The sequence below is a fragment of the Tautonia rosea genome, from assembly GCF_012958305.1.
In the GTDB taxonomy this organism is placed as follows: Bacteria; Planctomycetota; Planctomycetia; order Isosphaerales; family Isosphaeraceae; genus Tautonia; species Tautonia rosea.
Genome location: NZ_JABBYO010000001.1, coordinates 575,253 through 594,182 on the forward strand (window position 1 = coordinate 575,253; position 18,930 = coordinate 594,182).

Annotated in this window: 13 protein-coding genes; 10 read left to right on the top strand and 3 right to left on the bottom strand. The window is 60.1% G+C overall.

Features of this window, described 5'->3' with window-relative positions; translation table 11 throughout:
• The first annotated feature begins 143 nt into the window (after window positions 1-143).
• The 3 genes from HG800_RS02300 to HG800_RS02310 all read left to right on the top strand — a co-directional run bounded on the left by HG800_RS02300 (window position 144) and on the right by HG800_RS02310 (window position 3,584).
• Window positions 144-806, top strand: a complete 663-nt coding sequence (locus tag HG800_RS02300; RefSeq protein ID WP_390622599.1) for an MBL fold metallo-hydrolase — start codon at window positions 144-146, stop codon at window positions 804-806.
• A gap of 103 nt (window positions 807-909) precedes the next feature.
• The gene (locus HG800_RS02305) at window positions 910-2,349 is read left to right on the top strand and encodes a UTP--glucose-1-phosphate uridylyltransferase (RefSeq protein WP_169973216.1); all 1,440 of its coding nucleotides are present in this window, start codon (window positions 910-912) and stop codon (window positions 2,347-2,349) included.
• 155 nt (window positions 2,350-2,504) lie between these two features.
• Window positions 2,505-3,584, top strand: a complete 1,080-nt coding sequence (locus tag HG800_RS02310; RefSeq protein ID WP_169973218.1) for a mannose-1-phosphate guanylyltransferase — start codon at window positions 2,505-2,507, stop codon at window positions 3,582-3,584.
• 21 nt (window positions 3,585-3,605) lie between these two features.
• On the opposite strand, the gene HG800_RS02315 is transcribed toward HG800_RS02310, so the two are convergent.
• Window positions 3,606-4,583, bottom strand: coding sequence for a sugar phosphate isomerase/epimerase family protein (locus tag HG800_RS02315; protein WP_169973220.1), 978 nt, complete (start codon window positions 4,581-4,583; stop codon window positions 3,606-3,608).
• A 398-nt stretch (window positions 4,584-4,981) separates the two neighbouring features.
• On the opposite strand from HG800_RS02315, the gene HG800_RS02320 reads away from it, so the two are divergent.
• The 3 genes from HG800_RS02320 to HG800_RS02330 are packed head-to-tail and all read left to right on the top strand — an operon-like array spanning window position 4,982 to window position 10,122.
• The gene (locus HG800_RS02320; RefSeq protein WP_169973222.1) at window positions 4,982-7,501 is read left to right on the top strand and encodes a hypothetical protein; all 2,520 of its coding nucleotides are present in this window, start codon (window positions 4,982-4,984) and stop codon (window positions 7,499-7,501) included.
• Window positions 7,498-8,427 carry an ABC transporter ATP-binding protein gene (locus HG800_RS02325; RefSeq protein WP_169973224.1) on the top strand — a complete coding sequence of 310 codons (930 nt, stop codon included), beginning with the start codon at window positions 7,498-7,500 and terminating at the stop codon, window positions 8,425-8,427. Before HG800_RS02320 ends, HG800_RS02325 begins: the two co-directional genes overlap by 4 nt.
• A gap of 27 nt (window positions 8,428-8,454) precedes the next feature.
• On the top strand, window positions 8,455-10,122 hold the full coding sequence (locus tag HG800_RS02330) for an ABC transporter permease (RefSeq protein ID WP_169973226.1): 1,668 nt from the start codon (window positions 8,455-8,457) through the stop codon (window positions 10,120-10,122).
• A gap of 41 nt (window positions 10,123-10,163) precedes the next feature.
• Here the strand turns inward: HG800_RS02330 and HG800_RS02335 are convergent, their stop codons facing one another.
• Window positions 10,164-11,036 (bottom strand): hypothetical protein, encoded by an 873-nt coding sequence (locus HG800_RS02335; RefSeq protein WP_169973230.1) that lies wholly within the window; start codon window positions 11,034-11,036, stop codon window positions 10,164-10,166.
• A gap of 56 nt (window positions 11,037-11,092) precedes the next feature.
• A complete protein-coding gene (locus HG800_RS02340) occupies window positions 11,093-13,096 on the bottom strand; it encodes a hypothetical protein (RefSeq protein ID WP_169973233.1) in 2,004 nt (667 codons plus the stop codon).
• 127 nt (window positions 13,097-13,223) lie between these two features.
• On the opposite strand from HG800_RS02340, the gene ruvX reads away from it, so the two are divergent.
• The 4 genes from ruvX (at window position 13,224) to HG800_RS02360 (ending at window position 18,904) form a co-directional block, all read left to right on the top strand.
• Window positions 13,224-13,724 carry a Holliday junction resolvase RuvX gene (gene ruvX / locus HG800_RS02345; protein ID WP_169973244.1) on the top strand — a complete coding sequence of 167 codons (501 nt, stop codon included), beginning with the start codon at window positions 13,224-13,226 and terminating at the stop codon, window positions 13,722-13,724.
• Complete coding sequence (locus HG800_RS02350; RefSeq protein ID WP_169973247.1) at window positions 13,721-14,581, top strand: SDR family oxidoreductase; 861 nt, start codon at window positions 13,721-13,723, stop codon at window positions 14,579-14,581. Before ruvX ends, HG800_RS02350 begins: the two co-directional genes overlap by 4 nt.
• A gap of 65 nt (window positions 14,582-14,646) precedes the next feature.
• Window positions 14,647-15,132, top strand: a complete 486-nt coding sequence (locus HG800_RS02355) for a hypothetical protein (protein WP_169973250.1) — start codon at window positions 14,647-14,649, stop codon at window positions 15,130-15,132.
• A 757-nt stretch (window positions 15,133-15,889) separates the two neighbouring features.
• Entirely contained in the window at window positions 15,890-18,904 is a 3,015-nt protein-coding gene (locus HG800_RS02360; protein ID WP_169973252.1) for a PVC-type heme-binding CxxCH protein, read from the top strand.
• The last annotated feature ends 26 nt before the right edge of the window (window positions 18,905-18,930 follow it).

Here is an 18,930-nt window from a genome sequence, read left to right on the forward strand (position 1 = left end):
ATTCCGAAACGCAGGAGGCAGCCGGATCGTCTCGCCGACTGATCATCCTTGGCAGCGGGACCTCGACCGGAGTTCCGGTACTCGGTTGCGATTGCCCGGTGTGTCAGTCGGAGGATCCGCGGAATGTTCGAACTCGGCCCAGCGTGCTGGTAAGACTGCCCGCAGGGGACCTGTTGATTGATACACCCCCGGAGCTTCGACTGCAATTACTCCGAGAAGGAATCCCCCGGGCCCACGCGATTCTCTTCACCCATGCCCACGCCGATCATCTGTTCGGGCTTGATGATGCTCGACTCTTTCCCAAGATGATCGGCGGTCCGGTCCCGATCTACTGCGAGCTTGAGGTGGAGGAGGCCATTCGCCGGGCCTTTTCCTACGCCTTTGACGAACGAGCCTTGCGAATTCCTCGAGGAGGGGTGCCGCAGGTCGAGTTCTCCCGGATCGGCCCCGACGAATCGTTTTGGGCGCTTGGCGAACATATCATTCCAATTCGCCTGCATCACGGCCGATTCCGAGTGCTTGGCTTCCGAATTGGCGGGCTCGCCTATTGCACGGATGTTTCGGAGATTCCCGAGGAGAGCGCTACGAAGTTGGAGGGGCTCGACACCTTGATCCTCGATGCGCTTCGACCAGAACCGCATCCGACCCACTTTAGCCTTGATCAGGCGTTGGCGACGATCGAACGGTTCCGCCCGCGTCGAGCCTTTTTGACCCATCTCTCTCACTCGTACGATCATGGGCCAGCCGAGGAACGCTTGCCCCCTGGAGTCCGGTTGGCCTACGATGGCCTTTCCATCCCCTTTTGATTGGGAGTATTCGAGGCGAAGACCGGGCCGATCGGCGATGCTCAGGCCTGGCTCTCGCTCGCGAATCATGCCCCTTGATTGAGCGATAAGGAGCCGACTTCCGATGCCCGCCGACCCAGCGATGGTCGACCTTCTGAACCAAATCGGTCAGAACCATGTGCTTCGATTCTGGGATGAGCTTGATCCCGAGGGTCGGAATCGTCTGATCGGCCAACTGCAGCGCCTTGACCTGCAGCGATTGGCCCTTTTGATTGATCGCCTGGTGCTGAACACCTCCAAGGATGAGTCCCTGGCGCTTGACCCGGAACAGGTCGAACCGGTCGATGTCCGACGGGTTCCTCAGACCGATTCCGAACGCGTGATTCGTCGGCGAGCTGCTGATCGAGGAGAAGCGGCGCTAGCGGCAGGTGAGGTCGCGGCCGTCCTGGTGGCCGGTGGTCAAGGAACGCGGCTCGGGTTCGACGCGCCGAAAGGAACCTATCCGATCGGTCCCGTCTCCGGAGCCAGCCTGTTTCAACTGCACGCCGAAAAGCTGGCTGCGTTGGGGAAACGCTTCGGGAAGTCGATTCCGCTGTACATCATGACCAGCCCCGAAAACCACGAGGCGACCACCTCCTTCTTTGCGGATCACGACCAGTTTGGACTCGACCACGTTCGCTTCTTCGTACAGGGGCAGTTGCCTGCGGTCGATGCGGCCACCGGCAAGCTCTTGTTGGCCGAAAAAGATTCGCTTGCGCTGAGTCCCGATGGCCACGGGGGAACGATCACTGCCCTCGCGGCTCGCGACCATGCCGATCAGCCGAGTTGTTTGGAGGAGATGCGTGATCGAGGCATCCAAACTCTCTTTTATTTCCAGGTCGATAACCCCCTCGTTCAGATTTGCGATCCGGCCTATCTTGGGCTTCACCTGATGGCCGAGGCAGACATCTCGTTCAAGGTCGTGGAGAAGCAACGTCCTGAGGAGAAGGTCGGCGTGGTCGTGCAGGTCGAGGGACATGCCCAGGTCATCGAGTACTCCGACTTGCCGACCGAACTGGCCGAACGTCGAGAGCCCGATGGCGGCCTCCAGCTCTGGGCCGGGAGCATCGCAATTCATTGTTTCGATCGTGCATTCCTTGAACGCCTTGTTTCCGGTGGAGGTCAACTCCCGGTTCACAGAGCCTTGAAAAAGGTGCCGTATCTTTCCGAAACCGGAGAGCGAGTCGAGCCCGAGGCGCCCAACGCGGTCAAGTTCGAAACCTTTATCTTCGATGCGCTTCCCTTGGCGGATCGCTGGTCGATTGTCGAAACTGAGCGCGCGATCGAGTTTGAGCCCTTGAAAAACGCCACCGGACCAGACTCTCCCGCGACCGTCCGACAGCGCCTTAGCGATCTCTTTGGTGATTGGTTGGAACAGGCTGGAGCAAGTGTTCTGCGAAGAGGGGACGGCTCGGTCCCGTTTGGGATCGAGATTAGCCCTTTGTTTGCACTCGATCCCAGTGAGCTGAAGCAAAAGATCGAACCGGGACTGGTCGTCGATCGACCGATTCACCTTGGCCCTTGACTGGAAGGATCGCCAGGAGATTGATCGGAGTCGAGCCCGAAAGGATCGGCAACCCGCATCGGCGATGATTCTGCTCGTGTGAGTTCGTTCCCGTTGTCGAGTGAGGCCCGACCCGTCGCCGCGTGGCGATCACGTCGGACAGGAGGTTCGTTGTTGTGCTCCACGCCGTGATCATGGCGGGTGGTAGTGGCACCCGATTCTGGCCCAAGAGCCGCCGCAATTGTCCCAAACAACTGCTCCGCCTCTACGGCGAAGCTACGATGCTCCAGCAAACCCTGGAGCGAATCCAACCGATCGTGCCGCCCGATCGCATCTGGATCATCACGGGAGCCGATCAGGCCGCGGCAACCCGCGCGCAACTCCCCGACCTGCCGGCCGATCAGGTCGTCGGCGAGCCTTGCCCGCGCGATACGGCAGCCTGTGTGGGCTTGGCCGCCTCCCTGGTGGCGAGCCGGGACCCGGAGGCCACCATGATCGTCATGCCGGCCGATCATGTGATCGAGCCGGCCGAGGCCTTCCACGCAACGGTTCGGGCGGCTGCCTCGGTCGTGAACGACGATCCGACCGCCTTTGTCACCTTCGGCATCGCACCGGATCGGCCTGAGACCGGATACGGCTACATCGAACGCGCCGAGGAACTCGGCCGCCCCGAGGGAATCCCGCTCTATCGGGTGCAGCGGTTCCGCGAAAAGCCGGATCGCGCTACGGCCGAACAATTTCTCAGCACCGGGCGATTCGTCTGGAATGCAGGGATTTTCATCTGGCGAGCCCGAGCCGTCCTCGACGCCCTGAATCGGCATCGTCCCGTTCTCGCCGATTCCATCAGCCGAGTGGCTGCGACTCTTGGGACTCCAGCGTTTCAAGAAGTGCTTGGCCGTGAATATCCTGAGATGGAAAAGATCCCGATCGACAAGGCGGTGATGGAACATGCGGAGAACGTCAGAGTCCTTGAGGTTCCGTATCGCTGGAACGATGTCGGCGACTGGCGAGCGCTGACCGCCTTGGTTCCCCCGGACAACCGAGGGAACACGATCCAGGGGCCGGTTCACGCGGTCGAGACGTCCGGTTGCATCATCGTTTCAGACGAGGGACGGCTCATTGCGACCCTCGGCGTTGAGAATCTCGTCATCGTGCAATCATCAGGGGCGACGCTTGTGGCCCGCAAGGATCAACTCGATCGCCTCAAGGCCCTGGTTGAAGGCCTTGGTGCGGCGGGATTTGGCGAGACCTTGTAAGCCGACGGCGGCCACATTGGCTCAGGAGAAGTGTTTTCTCAGCAGAGCGAGGCTCTCGGGAACGCCGACCTCGGCATCGTCGTTTCCTTCGAATTCGAGGGAGATCCACCCTCGGTAGCCAGAGTTGCGAAGGATGGAAGCGATTCGGGCATAGTCGAGGTCGAGCGAGTACCATCGACCTCCACCGAAGTAGGTTTTCGCCTGCACGAGGGTGAGCGGGACCTCGCTCGACGCCATCGCTTCCATCTGCTCGTAAGCACGTTCCAGGAAGTTGCCGGTGTCGAGCGTCATCTGAAGCCAGGGAGAGTCAATCGCCTCGACGATCCGAAGAACGCCCTCGGCTGTCCGGCCGAGGCCCCAGTGGTTTTCCAGGCCAAGCACCACGCCGCACTCGGCGGCCTTCGGCAGGAGAGATTCAATGGCGGCGATGACCCACTCAAAGGCCTCGTCCTCGGAGTGACCCGGCAAGGTCGGCTCGATCCCCTTGTTGGCCATCAGTTCATCGAAACTGCCGCTGGTTCCCCAGCGGCCGGTGTTAATCCGCATGGTTGGAATGCCCAGGCGATAGGCGAGTTCGATCTGACCGAGTGTTTTCTCGACCTCGGCACGGCGGAATTCGGCGTCGGGGCTGACGAATCCCTGGTGCGTGGAGAAGCCCATCAACGCCAGGCCGAGCGAATGGGCGCGGCTCTTGATCGCCTGTAAGGCAGGGTTCGATGTGTCCCGCATCTGCACCAGCAGGATCTCGACACCGTCGAATCCCATCGCCGCAGCCCGGTCGATACACTCAAGGATGCCGAGACGCTCGCCTCGAAATTGCCAGAACGAATAGGTCGAAACGCCGATTGGATAGCGGTGCCGATTCGACTCAACTGGGGAATTCGCCGTCTCGTCGATGGCTGCTGAGGCGATACGGGTGGAGAAGGATCCTCCCAGCCCGATTGCCCCCGCAACAACTCCGGCTTGCCCCAGAAATCCTCTCCGGTGGATGTCAACCATCGATTTGAGTCTCCTCGGTTGCCGCCGCTCCGAGAAACCGGACCGGGCGGGGTTCTCGTGATTCACCGACGCGAGATGCCTGACAAGCCCTGGATGGCTTCGCCGACGATTCGGGATCTTACACAAGAGAATGGGTCGTTGATACGGTCTCCATCGGATCCCTCGTACCTCGATCGACCCGAATCATCCCCGGTCGACGTGGGCATCACAGCAATGTCACGGTCTCCTCCCATTCCTTCGGATCAATGGTGGTGCTCGGCCTCTTTCGGTGGGCTTTCCACGAGAGTACAGTGAATGAGCATCTTGGTGGTCGGAGCCAAGTCACGCAATTCTGAGACGAACTGCGTCGGAAGGATGTGATCGTGATTCAGACGATCCTACAGGTTGGACGAGGATTGATGACGCTAATCCTGGTCCTCGCAGCGGCCTCCTCGGTCGCCCTGGCGCAGGACCTCGGTCTCGAAGACGATCTCGAGCCGATCGAAAGCGAATCTGTCCGACGGTTTCGGGAGCTGACCGATCCCGAAGCCAAAACGGACCCGTCGCGGAAGAATCAACGTCCACCGTTCGAGTTCTATCGCACTCAGGTTGCACCGTTCGATGTACTGACTTATTTCAAGCCCAATCACTGGACCACCCTCACCCAGGAATTACAGGCCAATCTTGCTGATTACGAAGGCCGATTACGAACCGCGCCGATTCCTCTCCGAAATATGCCTCGCGCGGTGGCATTTCGCAGAGAGGCTCGATTACCCGAAGGGGAGTCGATGCGGCTGAGTTGGCCGGCCTTTCTCCCTCACGAATCCCGAACCCTCGACATCGAGCTGGCCCGTCCCGGAGCGATTCGACCGGATGACTCGACCCAGGCCCAGCTCTTGCCCATGATGCCGCACCAGATGCTCTGCGTCGTGCTTTCCAACGATCCGGCGTCCTTCGACATCTGGAAACGCTATCAGGCGCTGGTCCCCGCGACGACGGACCTCGGCGATCAGCAACAAGTAGAGCGAAGCAGTTACTACCGGCTGGTGATTCCCCAGGAAGCCGGCAAGCCGAATCTGCCCACGCATCCCCTGACCTGGACAACGATCAGCCACGTTCTCTGGGACGGGTTTGACCCGAGTGAGCTTGATGTCGGTCAGCAGCGTGCCCTGATCGACTGGTTGCACTGGGGAGGCCAGCTCATTATCTCCGGAGGAGCCACCTCAACCCTCGCTCTTCTGGCCGATTCCGAGAGTTTTCTCGCCCCTTACCTGCCGGCGGAGCCCTCGGCCGATTCGACCACACTGACAGAGAACGACCTGCAAGCGCTGGCTCGCCACTATCCTCCTCCGGTCTGGAAAATTGAACGGCTGGAGGATCCGCAGGGCGATTGGACGTTGCCGGGCATGCGGCCTCCCTCGCGAAGTGCCACGCCGAACTCGCGCTATGGCCCGATCGAGCCGATCGATCTGCCCGCCGATCGCCCTCTGCTCCTATCTGGTCTGGCACCGCTTGCCGACGATGTGCAGTGGATCACCGACGACGAGGGGCGTCGCTTTGGAATCGAGCGTCGCGTGGGCCGAGGTCGAATCTTAAGTCTTGCGTTCGACCCCAAGGAAGCCCCCCTGCTCCGATGGAAGGGCTATGACACCTTTGTGCGCCGTGTCATTTTTCGACGCCCCGAAGATCGATGGAACCCGGCCGATCCGAACGCCCTGTTCGTCCTTCCTGGTCCAGATTTAAGCTGGTATCGCTTGCTGGGGCGCGATCTCGAACCGGAAGCGACCCAGCCTCGACGGACCGTGTTCGCCAGCCCCGAACCGTTCACTCCCCGAGGGCTCGGTCTCGACGAGCCGATCGACGCCGCACTTCCGAGCGATCCAGTCGCGGCCTGGCTCGACACGGCGAAGTTACCCAGCCTGGCAAGGCAAGGGCTGGTGGCGGCATCGGGTATCGAGGTTCCCGGGGCACCGTTTGTCCTCCGGGTGATTTTGGCCTACCTGGTGGCCCTGGTGCCCTTGAACTGGCTCCTCTGCCGATACGTCTTGAGGCGTCGCGAACTGGCCTGGGTCATTGTGCCGTTGCTGGCCTTCGGCTTCGCTGTGGCAGTGGAACGGGCCGCTGCCATTGATACGGGGTACAATCGAGCCTGCGATGAGATCAATGTGCTCGAGCTTCAGCCGGGCTACCCTCGGGCCCACCTCAGTCGATTTGCTGTCCTTTACTCGACCGGTCGCGAGTCGTTCTCCATCTCCTATCCTGGCGAACCCTCCGCGCTCGCATTACCTCTCAACGCCAATCTCTCCATTCGAGGGGAACAGACGATCGCATCGACCTGGCAATCCTCGCCTGAACCCTCTCTCCTGGAATTCCGGGTAGAACCGAGGAGTCTCGCGATGGTTCGGGCTGAGCAGATGCTCGACCTCCGAAGCGGCTTGTTCCTGCAACGCTCCGCAGAGGGTCTGGAGACAATCATCAACCCGACCGAGTTGAACCTGCGTGATGCGGTCCTCGTGGACGTGGGGTCAGAATCAACCGGGGGACAAAACCGCTACACACCGATCGGAGCAATTTCCGCAGGTTCGAGCGTCGCACTTCCAGCGGATCGGCCATCGTTCTCCGAGGTCCCGCAACTTCCGGACGATTCCGCCGAGGAACGACCCGACTGGATCAACGTGCAGGGATTTCTCGACGAACTGTGTGCGTATCGTTGGGAGCGTCCTGAGGATGCCGGCGAGCTTCGGCTAGTTGCCTGGACCGACGAACTGATGCCGGGCCAGAACCTTGAGCCAAGCGTCGACCGGCACAGAGGGTTGACCCTCGTGGTGGCTCACCTTCGTTATGGCCCTCCTCCATCTCCCAATGGGCCGTGGTACACCACCGTGCGACCTGGCCCCATGCTGCAAACTCGAACGTCCGCGGAGTCAGACCGGCCATGATCGAAGTGCGGAACTTTACCAAACGCTACGGCGAGTTCGTGGCCGTCGATGATCTGAGCTTCTCCATTGGCGAGGGGGAGATTTTCGGCTTCATCGGCCCCAATGGCGCAGGAAAAAGTACCACGATTCGATTCCTGGCAACCCTGCTCCGCCCTAGCTCCGGAGAAGGGTACATCGCCGGTCACTCCGTGACCGAAGATCCGATGGCCGTGCGCAAGGTCATTGGCTTCATGCCTGACGACTTCGGCGTTTATGACGGCATGAAAGTATGGGAATTTCTCGATTTTTTTGCCGTGGCCTACATGATTCCCCGGACCTCTCGGAAAAAAATTATTGCCGAGGTCCTCGAACTGCTTGACCTCACTCACAAGCGCGATGACTACGTCAACGGTCTCTCCAAGGGGATGAAGCAACGCCTTTGCCTGGCGAAGACCCTCGTCCACGACCCCCCCGTCCTAATTCTCGACGAACCGGCCTCGGGTCTCGACCCTCGGGCCAGAGCCGAAATGAAGGCTTTGTTGACGGAACTGCGGTCGATGGGCAAAACGATCCTCGTCTCGAGCCATATTTTGCCCGAGCTGGCCGACTTCGTGACCTCGATTGGGATCATCGAGCGTGGCAAACTCCTTGCGGCCGGGAGCGTTCAGGAGATTCAGCGGCAGCTTCGTACCCATCGCCGTCTGGAAATCCGTGTGACAGACCCCGATCTGTCCCATGCCGAGGCGATCTTGCGCGCAGATGAAAAGGTTCACGACATTACCAGTTATGATCATACCCTCACTGCTGAGGTCGATGGTGGCGAGACAGAGATGGCTCGTCTTCTTCACCATCTTGTCTCGTCGGGTGTCAGCGTTCAGTCCTTCTCCGAAGTTGAGATGACGCTCGACGAGGTTTTCATGACGGTCACCAAGGGCATCGTCAACTGAGGCGGCCTCGGGGCCGGCGACCGCATCATGATTTTCCGAGAGAATCCTGTTCTGACCCGAGAGCTACTCGTCAATCTTCGCTCGTCGCGGTCATTTCTGCTGCAGTTGGCGTATGTCTCCTTCCTCGGTGTTGTGGTGTACTTTGCCTGGCCAGCGGGGTCGGAAGCAACCAATCAGGTTGGGCCTGGCGTTTCGCAGCGGTTGTTCAACCTCTTTTTCCTCGGGCAGTTCTTTCTCGTAGCCCTGGTGGCACCGACCTTCGCTTCCGGAAGCATCTCGGGAGAGAAGGAGCGAAAAACCTACGAAATGCTTCTCGCCAGCCCCCTGGAACCGTCAACGATCCTGGTGGGAAAACTCCTCAGTTCGTCGACGTATCTCATCCTGCTCATTCTCTCAAGTCTCCCGTTGATGATTCTCTGTTTTTTGCTTGGTGGAATCTTGTTGTCGGAGATTACCCGGGCGTATCTCATTCTGATCCTGGCGGCGGGCACTTTCGGACTGATCAGCGTTGCCTGTTCCAGCTTTTTCGGGCGCACGAGTTCGGCCCTTGTGGTCAGTTATCTGGTCATTCTGCCGCTGGCGTTGATCACAGTCACGGTGACCCAGACGAACAATGTCGTCCTTCGCGACGCGGTTTCGATCGCGGTCCTGCCCCCCTGGTGCATTGCGATCTGGGTCATTGTCGGCCTCCTGATCAATCGTCGCCTACTCTATCCGCCGGATGTGGGCAGTGAGGGCAAGGAGGTCGTGGACGAGGAAGAAGAGATGAAATATGCCGTCGGGGTCGTGATCGATCGAGAGATGTTTCCCGATATGCTGTTCGCTCCCGCCAAGCGGACCGACCTGATGCCTGACGGCACCAACCCTGTACTCGACAAGGAACTGCGGAGCGAAATCTTCAGTCAGGGTACCTTGATGCTTCGCCTGGTGATCCAGGTCAGCATGTTTCTGTCGATCCCTTTGATGGCCTACTTGCTCTTTCTTCGGCCCGAGCTGACGGGATACTACGTTGGCTATGTGCTCGTGTTCAACATGCTCGTCGGGCCTGTCTTCTCATCGGGAAGTATCACCCAGGAGCGCGAGCGAAAAACCCTTGGCCTTTTGCTGACAACGTTGCTCCGGCCAGGAACCATCGTCATTGCGAAGCTCCTCGCCTCGGCTCGGGTTTCGACGGTGTTAACCTTTCTGCTTACCGAGCAAATTCTGCTTGCCTATATTTTGATTCCGGAACTCCGCGACCGCTGGTGGACCCTCTTGATCTTTCTGGCCTTGATTGCGGCCACCTGTCTGACGACCACTTCGGTCGGCCTGCTTTGCTCGGCGCTGAGCCGGAGAACTTCGGTGGCAATGGTCATGACGTATCTGGTGTTGCTCACCCTGTTCATTGGCCCTGTCGGACTGGTCTGGTACCTGCAGGGATACACGCAACTTTCCGAACAACAACTTTCTTCACTGACCATCACAAGCCCGTTTGCCGCGTCGTTCAGTATCCCGATTCCTTCGACCGAGGATGGAAAGCCTTACATCCCTTCATTTCTCGGTTCGACAACCGTAGCCGTTCCGTTTGTCGACGATACTCGGGTGCCGATCTGGGTGGCTTTTCTCGCCGTCACCCCGCTGATCGTATTGACCTTGAACCTCATGGCCTATCTCGCGTTTCGTTGGCGATGGTGGAGGGCGGGGATGACGATCTGATGCCCGACCGACCCTGCGTCCTTCATCCGGGCCAATCGAACTCAACCGGGTGGCAGACGTCCCTCATCGAGGTACCACATCCGATCCGGACCGCGCGAAAGCGTGGTTTCGACCCAGCTTGAATACAGAGGCTTCTGGTCCTCGCGTCCCCTCAGAAAGAACGAGATCCGGTAGGATGCCTTGACGGCTTCCTGCCCCGCGCTCTTGTCAGATTTGAATTCGTCGATTCGAACAAACAGCGGAGTGAACCCCCCTGCTCCATTGCGTTTCAGAGACCGGATCGTTTCTTTCCAGTAGGCGAGGAAGGTCGCATACGAGGAAAATTCCGGAGCCGAACGTCCTGCCGAGCTGAGTAATAGCCACATTCTCCGACGATGCGGGAGATGATGAGCCAGCGCCCCGTAATAGTCACGCACGGCGTGTTCCGGAGTCATCCGAACCGGGCGTTCTAGGGTGATCGCAATCGGGTAGCTCAGCAAAATCACGACCCCCATGCCGACGCCGAGCAGTGCAAGTGATCTCATCAGGTGCTCGGCGGAGAAGCTCCAGTACACCAAGCCGACCAGGACGATAAGAGCGATCGTGATTCGACCGAGGGTCGGCCCCCACTCTGCCAGTCGATTCCAGGGTTGCAGGACAGGAGCGGGGGTGAGTTCCGAGGGTCGGTTGACCCCCGCGTCGGATCGCTCAATCTCTGGGACACCCTCGGGATTCACCGACGGCGGTCGCCGCCTGGGACGACCCGGTGAGGCGCGCTCGGCCAGATCGTAGCTTTCCTGGTTGGACTCTGGCGCCTCGGTCAGGGGTGCTCGGTCATCGTCTTCCGACCGATCCTTCGGAGCCGAGGGTGTAGGACCATTGTCAAAGAGAAACGCAGCATCGGCAATCTCGCGGGTGTCGTCGGAACGAGGCATGGTGACGTGCACCTCCGTGTCAAACCCTCGGCAGGACTTCTGCGTCGCACGATCGTTTACCAGCGAAGGAACTCCCGGGGAATCACCTGCACCGAGCCACCCGTGGAACCGAAGAGCAGGTCCAGGGAGCCTCGGCCGGACCAGTCGACTCCGCTGGGGCTGATTCCGTCGTCTCCAATAAGAAACGGGCGGCCATCGGCCAGGTGAACGGGCTTCGGGATCACCACGCCGTCCCCTTGGTTCTCAAGTACCAGCAGATTCGGGACCTCATCGAGCGTTGAGTATGAAATTCCTGTCATGCCGGGAACAACGAACCGAGCATCCCGCGGAAGCCCGAGCAACAGATCCGGTCGTCCCGACTCTGTCCAGTTGCCTGCCCAGAGGCTACAACGTCCCCCCAATCCAAACGCACCGTCGACCCGAATCAGGCGGCCGAAGCGGTCGACCAGAGGTTCGGGGGGGGCCACGTCCAGGGTGTCAACCCGTTTCCAGACCGAGAGGAATCCCTGGAAATCGGGAGCGATCAGGTCGGGCAATCCGGTGCCGCACCAGTCGATCGCTGCGGGCTGAACGCGGGACGGGAAGACCAACGGGCGGCGTTCGCAACGAAGCGGTTCGGCGTGATCGAAGCGGGGCTGGGTGGAATGCCCGTTATTCCGAAGAAAGAGGACGTCCCCTCCCCGGCCGGTGACAATCAGGTCGGGCCTACCATTGTTCTTCCAGTCCACAAGCACGGGGCTGGACGAACCCATCGGCGGTTCGAGAGGTCCGAGTAACTGGCCGTCGGTTCCGGGGCTGATCCGGAACGGAACTCCTCCGGCCTCGATGGGTTCTAGGGGGCCATAGCGATGATCTCCCGGTCCACCGAGGTCCATAAGCCAGTGCAATCGTCCGGAAGCATCACCCGAAACGAGGTCCAAACCGCCATCGCCGTCGAGGTCGCCGACGGTCACCACCGCCCCTCCCGGCAGCCGGAGGGTTTGCCCCTCCTGAACCACTGGGCCAACAATCCGCCCAGTGTCTCGTTTCGACCCCGGATGCACCGCATACACAGACCCTTCCAGGGTCCCGAAGATCAACTCGTCGCGCCGATCGCGGTCGAGATCGCCCACAGAGATCACCGTGCGATCGTCCGGGAATCGGAGGGGGTGACCATCTTCCTGCGTCAGGGGCCGCGGTTCCATCAGCACAGGAGGTCGTTGTCCTCCAAAATTGCGGAAGAACCGCAGGGTGCCTTCAGAGTGGATCGCTGCCACCTCGACCGCACTGGAACGCCCCCAGGCGATCAGGACGCAGGCCGGCCGAGGGCCAACCTCGGCAAGCGGTCCATTGGGGTCGATCAGTTCGGGCTGCCCGAAGCGAACGATGCCATCAGACTCCCCACGATTGCGACACCAGTACAACTTGCCGATCGGAGCCCGCCCTCGCCATTGTCCCGAGCGGTCGAAACCCGGGTGCGTGCCGGACTCGTCCAGGCCGACTTGCTGAGTGGTCGGAACGTCGGGATCTGGCCAGTAGCCGTCGAGGCCCTCGATCCCGAGCACAAGATCGACCTTCCCATCGCCGTCCCAGTCGATGGGGAGCATCTGAACGATCCGAGCATTGTCGAGCCCAAGGTCTGCAGGCAAATCCAGTACGATTCGATCGCTGAAGCGAGGTTCATGCGCGCTTCCGGTGTTCCTCAACAAAACTAGTCCTGCGCAGCCGAGCGCGACCAGATCGAATCGGCTCTCTCGCCCATTCGGAATGGGACACGGAAGTCGAAGCCCGTCGAGGGCCGGCAGCTCGATCCCCTCGTCGAATCGAGGAGGTGTCTCTCCAGAAGACGAGCGCAATCGGTAAACGCGGGAGCGTCTCCCTGACGACCCTCCTCGAGCACTCACCAGAAGGTCGGGCTCTCCTCGTCCGTACCAGTCCAGCACAATCGGCTCGGCTTCGGTCCCACAGCCGAGCGGCTGAGGTCCGACTGACTCATCCCAGGCCAGAGTGACGACTCCAGATGAAGCACCGCTGCTGGGCATCCGCTCCGCATCATGCTTCCATGTTCCGACGCTTGCCATGACGATTCTCTATGAGACTTGGCGGCTCGGCCAGCCGGGAGGGACCATTCGACCGCGCTTGAGGAGGAGGGAGGACACTCGGTCATTTCCGCAAGACATGCAAACCGGTTCCCAGGATCATGGGGGCTTGCGTAAAATCGCGGGAATGAAACGAATTCTCGGTCTCGATTACGGACTTCGTCGCGTTGGGATCGCCGTTTGTGACCCCGATCGGCGCGTGGCCTCGCCAGTCGAGGTCTATCAGCGACGCAATGATCGACTCGATGCGACCTATTTTCGATCCCTGGTCGCAGAATTCAACATCGATCGGCTCTTGGTCGGCCTTCCGTTGCGTGGCGATGGAGCCGAAAGCGAATCGGCTGAACAGGCAAGACGCTGGGGAACGTGGCTCTCGGATCAGACTCGGATCCCCGTCTCCTTCGTCGACGAACGCTATTCCACCGTCGAGGCCGAGGAATTATTGCGATCCTCGGGCGTGAAAGCGAGCCGTCGACGATCCCTGCGTGATATGATCGCGGCGCAGTTGTTCCTTCAAGCGTTTCTCGACGCCGGTTGTCCCGATTCGGATTCCCCCCCTACTCCGCTCGACGATCCTGCGTTCGACCTCAATGAGGACGATGATTCGTGAGTACCCTGATCATCGGTTGTGGCTATTTGGGAATTCGAGTTGCTCGTCGCATGATGGCGGCTGGCCATCGCGTCTTCGCGACGACTCGGTCTCGCGACCGCGCGGAATTGCTTGCCAGGGAAGGAATGGAACCGATTCTCGCGGATGTCCTGATTCCTGAGTCCCTCGATGATCTGCCTGCGGTTGAACGAGCCCTTTACTGCGTTGGCTACGATCGTTCCTGTGGAGCTCCCATCGACCGGGTCTACGTCGATGGTCTGAGGCACACAATCGGTCGGCTCGCTTCTCGGGCGAAACGGTTGATTTATGCCAGTTCGACCGGAGTCTACGGCGACCTTGGTGGTGATTGGGTCGATGAGGAAACCCCTGCCGATCCCCAAACCGAATCGGGGCGAGCCTGTCTCCGGGCCGAGCACTTGCTGACCGAATTTGCCAAGTTGTCGATGTACCCGGTGACGATCCTCCGCTATTCCGGCCTGTACGGTCCGGGACGCTTGATGCGTCGCGAGGCCCTCCGCTCGGGTCAGCCGATCGCCGCCGATCCGGAGTCTTATCTGAATCTTGTCCACATCGACGATGCAGCCTCGGCGGCCGTTCTCGCACTTCGGACTCCGAAGCCGGGCCCTCGGTACTTGGTCAGCGACGATCGGCCTGTCCTCCGTCGCGAGTTCTACGAACTTCTGGCCGAGGCCCTCGGCGGACCGGCTCCGACCTTCACCGAAGCCAGTGGCGATGGTCCGATTCGGGGCAATGCAAGCAAACGCATCTCCAACCATCGAATCAAATCGGAATTGGGCTGGACGCTCGACTTTCCCGATGTAACCACAGGAATTCCCGCAAGTCTCGCCGCGGAATGACGAACATCCCAGCTCCCATCATTGGGAAGCACCGCGGTCCTTCTGAGAGGCCTGGAGTCGCCACCATGTCCTTCTCCAACCCGGCTCGACCGGGAATTCTCGGTCCACTCGCGTTTTGCAGCCTCTTACTTTCGTTTCTGAACGTTGTGTGGATTCTCATCCTCGCGGTGGTCGCGATTCTGGCCGGTGCGGTGGGATGGCTATTCGGCCCCGTGGTCGGGGTTCTTGGATCGCTCGTGGTCGGTCTGTTCGTCTTGATGTTGTTGGTGCAGTCCTTGCTCAGCCTCTTGCTGTTTTTGGCCGCCTGGAAGACCTGGAGACGTCGACCATCGGGACGATCGCTCCACCTCACGTGGGCCTGGATCACCGTCATCCTCGACCTCCTCGACCTCGCCTTTACAGCGGGGATCGACGGTGGAGCATGGATTCGTCTGATCTATGCAATGATCGTGATCTTCGTCTTTAATCGAGACGACGTCCGAGCGTACTTTGCCCGAGGGACCTCTGGCCTTTCCCCGGCCAAAGCAACAGCCGTCGACGACTGGTCATAAATTGCCTGATTCGACGGATCGGGGAATGCCCGCCATCCCAATACGGTCTGCACGATTCATAGGCATGCTGGTGACTTCTCAGGCGGTCTCCCACAGGTCTTGCATGCATTTTCCCGGAGAAACGCAATCCCGAAAAAGAATCTGGAACAACATAAACCAAACACTAGAAAGGAGAAAAGGTTGACGTTTTCGACGGATTCTGGCAAACTGTGAGCCTCGAGAGATCAATTGGCATCTGGTTTTCGTTGCTTGAGATGATCGCACTGTTGGCCCTTCTCCATCTTGTATGGATAAACTTATTTTGGAGGTCGATCGCAAGGTCGTACGGTTATGGGGAGTCCCGGAAAGTCTGCGGATCGGATCGAGGCATTGCGTTCCATCCTGGATCGCCTCTGCGCCCCCGATTTGACACTGTCCGAGGCAAAGCAACTGGTCCCCAGCCTCTCGACGATTCTGGAGTCGGAGGCCCCATCAGTGGACCACGAGCGAGACAGAAGATGCCGTTCGAGGTCGACCTGTCAGGACTTCTGATGACCTCTTGAGTGTCGTGCTGAGAACGCTCGGGGCAGTGACTTGAAGCTCCCCGCTTGCTTCGGTTACACCGGAGAGATGCCGCCACCTGCGCGGCTCGGCGTCGCAATAATTCTCTCCAACCGAGGCACCTGAACGGCTTCCGGTTGATCTCCGATCCCGCTGGATCGTTCATCGGCCGTAGCCCTTCGTCATCCTCGGTGGCCTTGCCGAGGCATTGCGGATCATGTGCCAGTCTCTTCAGCATGCGGTCGCTCTGGCAATACTGGGGCTTGCAACGACGATCGCAAGCGGTCAAGTGTTTCCCCAACCCTATGACACCCAGGATCCCCAGGGAGGGTTAACTCTGGCCTCTGACGCCCTGCAGGCGCTCTCCTTGCCTGAAGGTTTCCAGGCTACTGTGTTCGCTTCGGAACCCGACGTGCGGCAGCCGATCGCTCTGGCGACCGATGCCCGAGGCCGGCTCTGGGTCGCGGAGAATTACACCTACGCCGAGCGCGAACTCAACTTCGACACCGACCTTCGAGACCGCATTCTCATTCTGGAGGATGCGGATTCCGATGGCCGCTTCGATCATCGTACCGTCTTTTGGGACGAGGGAGTTCGGGTATCGAGCGTCGAGATCGGCTTTGGCGGAGTCTGGGTCCTTGCTGCCCCCTATCTGCTGTTCCTCCCAGACCGCAATGGGGATGATCGCCCGGATGGTCCCCCCGTTGTGATCCTCGACGGTTGGGAAGCGGACGCGATCCGCCATAATTTGGTGAATGGACTGCGTTGGGGGCCGGATGGTTGGCTGTACGGCCGGCACGGTATTCAGGCCACGTCCCGAGTCGGGCGACCGGGGACTCCTGAGGAGGACCGTATCCGAATCAACTGCGGCGTTTGGCGTTATCATCCGACCCGGCAGGTGTTCGAGGTGGTTGCTCGAGGAACGACCAATCCCTGGGGAATGGACTGGGATGAACATGGTCAGCTGTTTTTGATCAACACGGTGATTCCCCACCTTTGGCATGTGATCCCGGGTGCTTACTATCAACGGATGTACGGAGAGCACGATCGTTCGAACCTTTACGCCTTGCTCGGTCAGACTGCCGACCACGTCCACTGGGATAGTCGCGAGGCCTGGAGCGACATCCGAGACGGTGTGTCCGCCTCAACTGATCAGGCTGGGGGAGGCCATGCCCATGCCGGCCTGATGATCTATCAGGGAGACAACTGGCCCGATCCCTTTCGAGGAGACGTTTTTGCGTTGAACTTCCACGGTCGACGCATCAACCGAGATCGAATCGAACGATCGGGGGCTACCTATGCCGCCAAGCACCTCCCTGACCCGATCGCCTGGTCCGACCCCTGGTTCCGAGGCATCGAGATCCTCTCGGGGCCTGATGGCGGGGTCTTCGTCGCTGACTGGTCCGACACTGGAGAGTGCCACGAGAACGACGGGGTGCACCGGTCCTCGGGACGAATCTACAAAATCACCTTTGGCGATCCTTTGCCTCCCTCCGTGCCAGATGTGGCGGCACTTGATCCACTGAGCCTGGTCGACTTGCTCCGGCACCCGAATGTCTGGTACGCAAGGCAGGCTCGTCGGGTCTTGCAGGAACAGGCTGCGTCGGGAGCCGATCTCGCTGAGGCCCGCGAGGCGCTTCGTTCCCTGTTTCGGACCCGCGAGGACGAAGTTCTCCGACTCCGAGCCCTGTGGACCCTGTTCGGGATCGGAGCCACGGATGAGGATTGGCTGATCAGCTTGCTTGACGATTCGAGTGAACACGTCCGAACCTGGGCCGTCCGATTCCTCGTTGACACGGGAAATCCCTCAGACTCGGCGGTCGATGCCCTGACTCGCCTGGCTGATCAAGACCGTTCGGGCCTCGTGCTGACCTTCATCGCGTCGAGCCTGCAAACCATACCGACGGATCGTCGCTGGCCTCTTGCCTTGGCGATTGCCTCTCGCTCTGAATTCGCAGAAGATCCGGTCCTGCCTCTCATGCTCTGGTACGGCATCGAACCGGTGGTTCCTGATCATCCCGATCGCGCGGTCGAACTGGCTGCTCAGTTTCCCTTCGGACCCCTTGCTCGGTTCGTTGCGAGAAGACTGATGGTCGCTGCCGCCAATGACCCCCAACGGGTTGCTCCGATCCTCCGTCACACAGCGCGATCCGATGATCCTGCCCTTCAACTCGCGATTCTCTCCGGAGTCAACGACGCCTTGCAGGGATTACGTCGTGTGGATCCCCCTCCAGGCTGGAACGCCATCGTTGACGGACCTGGAACGAGCCGGAATCCCGAGCTGCGTCGCCTGGTGCTTGCCCTGTCCGTCGTCTTCGGTGATGGCCGGGCGCTTGAGGAGCTTCGCGTGATCGCCTTGAACCCGGAGGCGGACCTGTCCGCGCGTCGCGACGCGATGGAGAATCTGGTACGGAGCCGTGCCGACAATCTCCTCGGTCTCCTTGGGGGATTACTGTCGGACCGTAACCTTTCCCGAGATGCTGTCCGAGGGCTCTCAACGCTCAATGATCCTTCTGCCGTCGAGCTGGTGCTCGATCGCTTCACACGACTTCCTCCGGAGGCTCGCCAAGAGGCGATCAGCTCCCTCGCATCTCGTCCCGAGGCTGCCGGTCGGCTGCTCGATGCGGTGGAGGCGGGGCGAATCGATCGAGGTGACGTATCCGCCTTCCTCGTTCGACAACTCCGGACCCTGGAAGACCAAGGAATTACCGATCGTGTTACCAAGCTCTGGCCCGAGTACCGACCAATCTCCGAGCAGGCCAGAGTTCGAATCGAAGCCTTACAACAAACAATGACCCCCGAACGTCTCGCCTCTGCAGACCCCGCCCGTGGTCGGATCTTGTTTTCCCAGTCGTGCGCTCAGTGCCACATCCTGTTCGACGAAGGCAGCAAGGTAGGACCTGAATTAACTGGGGCTCAACGCAGCGAGCTGTCCTACCTGCTTGAGAATCTGGTCGACCCGAATGCCACGCTCGACGACGATTACCGGATGACCATCTTCGCCCTGGCCGATGGTCGCATCATCAACGGCATGATCGCCGAGCAGACCGACCGGACCGTGACCATCCAGACCCCTTCTGACCGCATCATCGTGCCGGCAGACGAGATTGAGGAAAAACGGACCTCCGAACTTTCCCTGATGCCCGAGGGACTCCTCGATCCCCTTGAGGAGCAAGAGATCGCCGACCTGCTTCGTTATCTCCAGTCTCCGGCTCAGGTTCCGCGTCCATGAAGAAACCTGGGGCCTGGTCTCTTTGA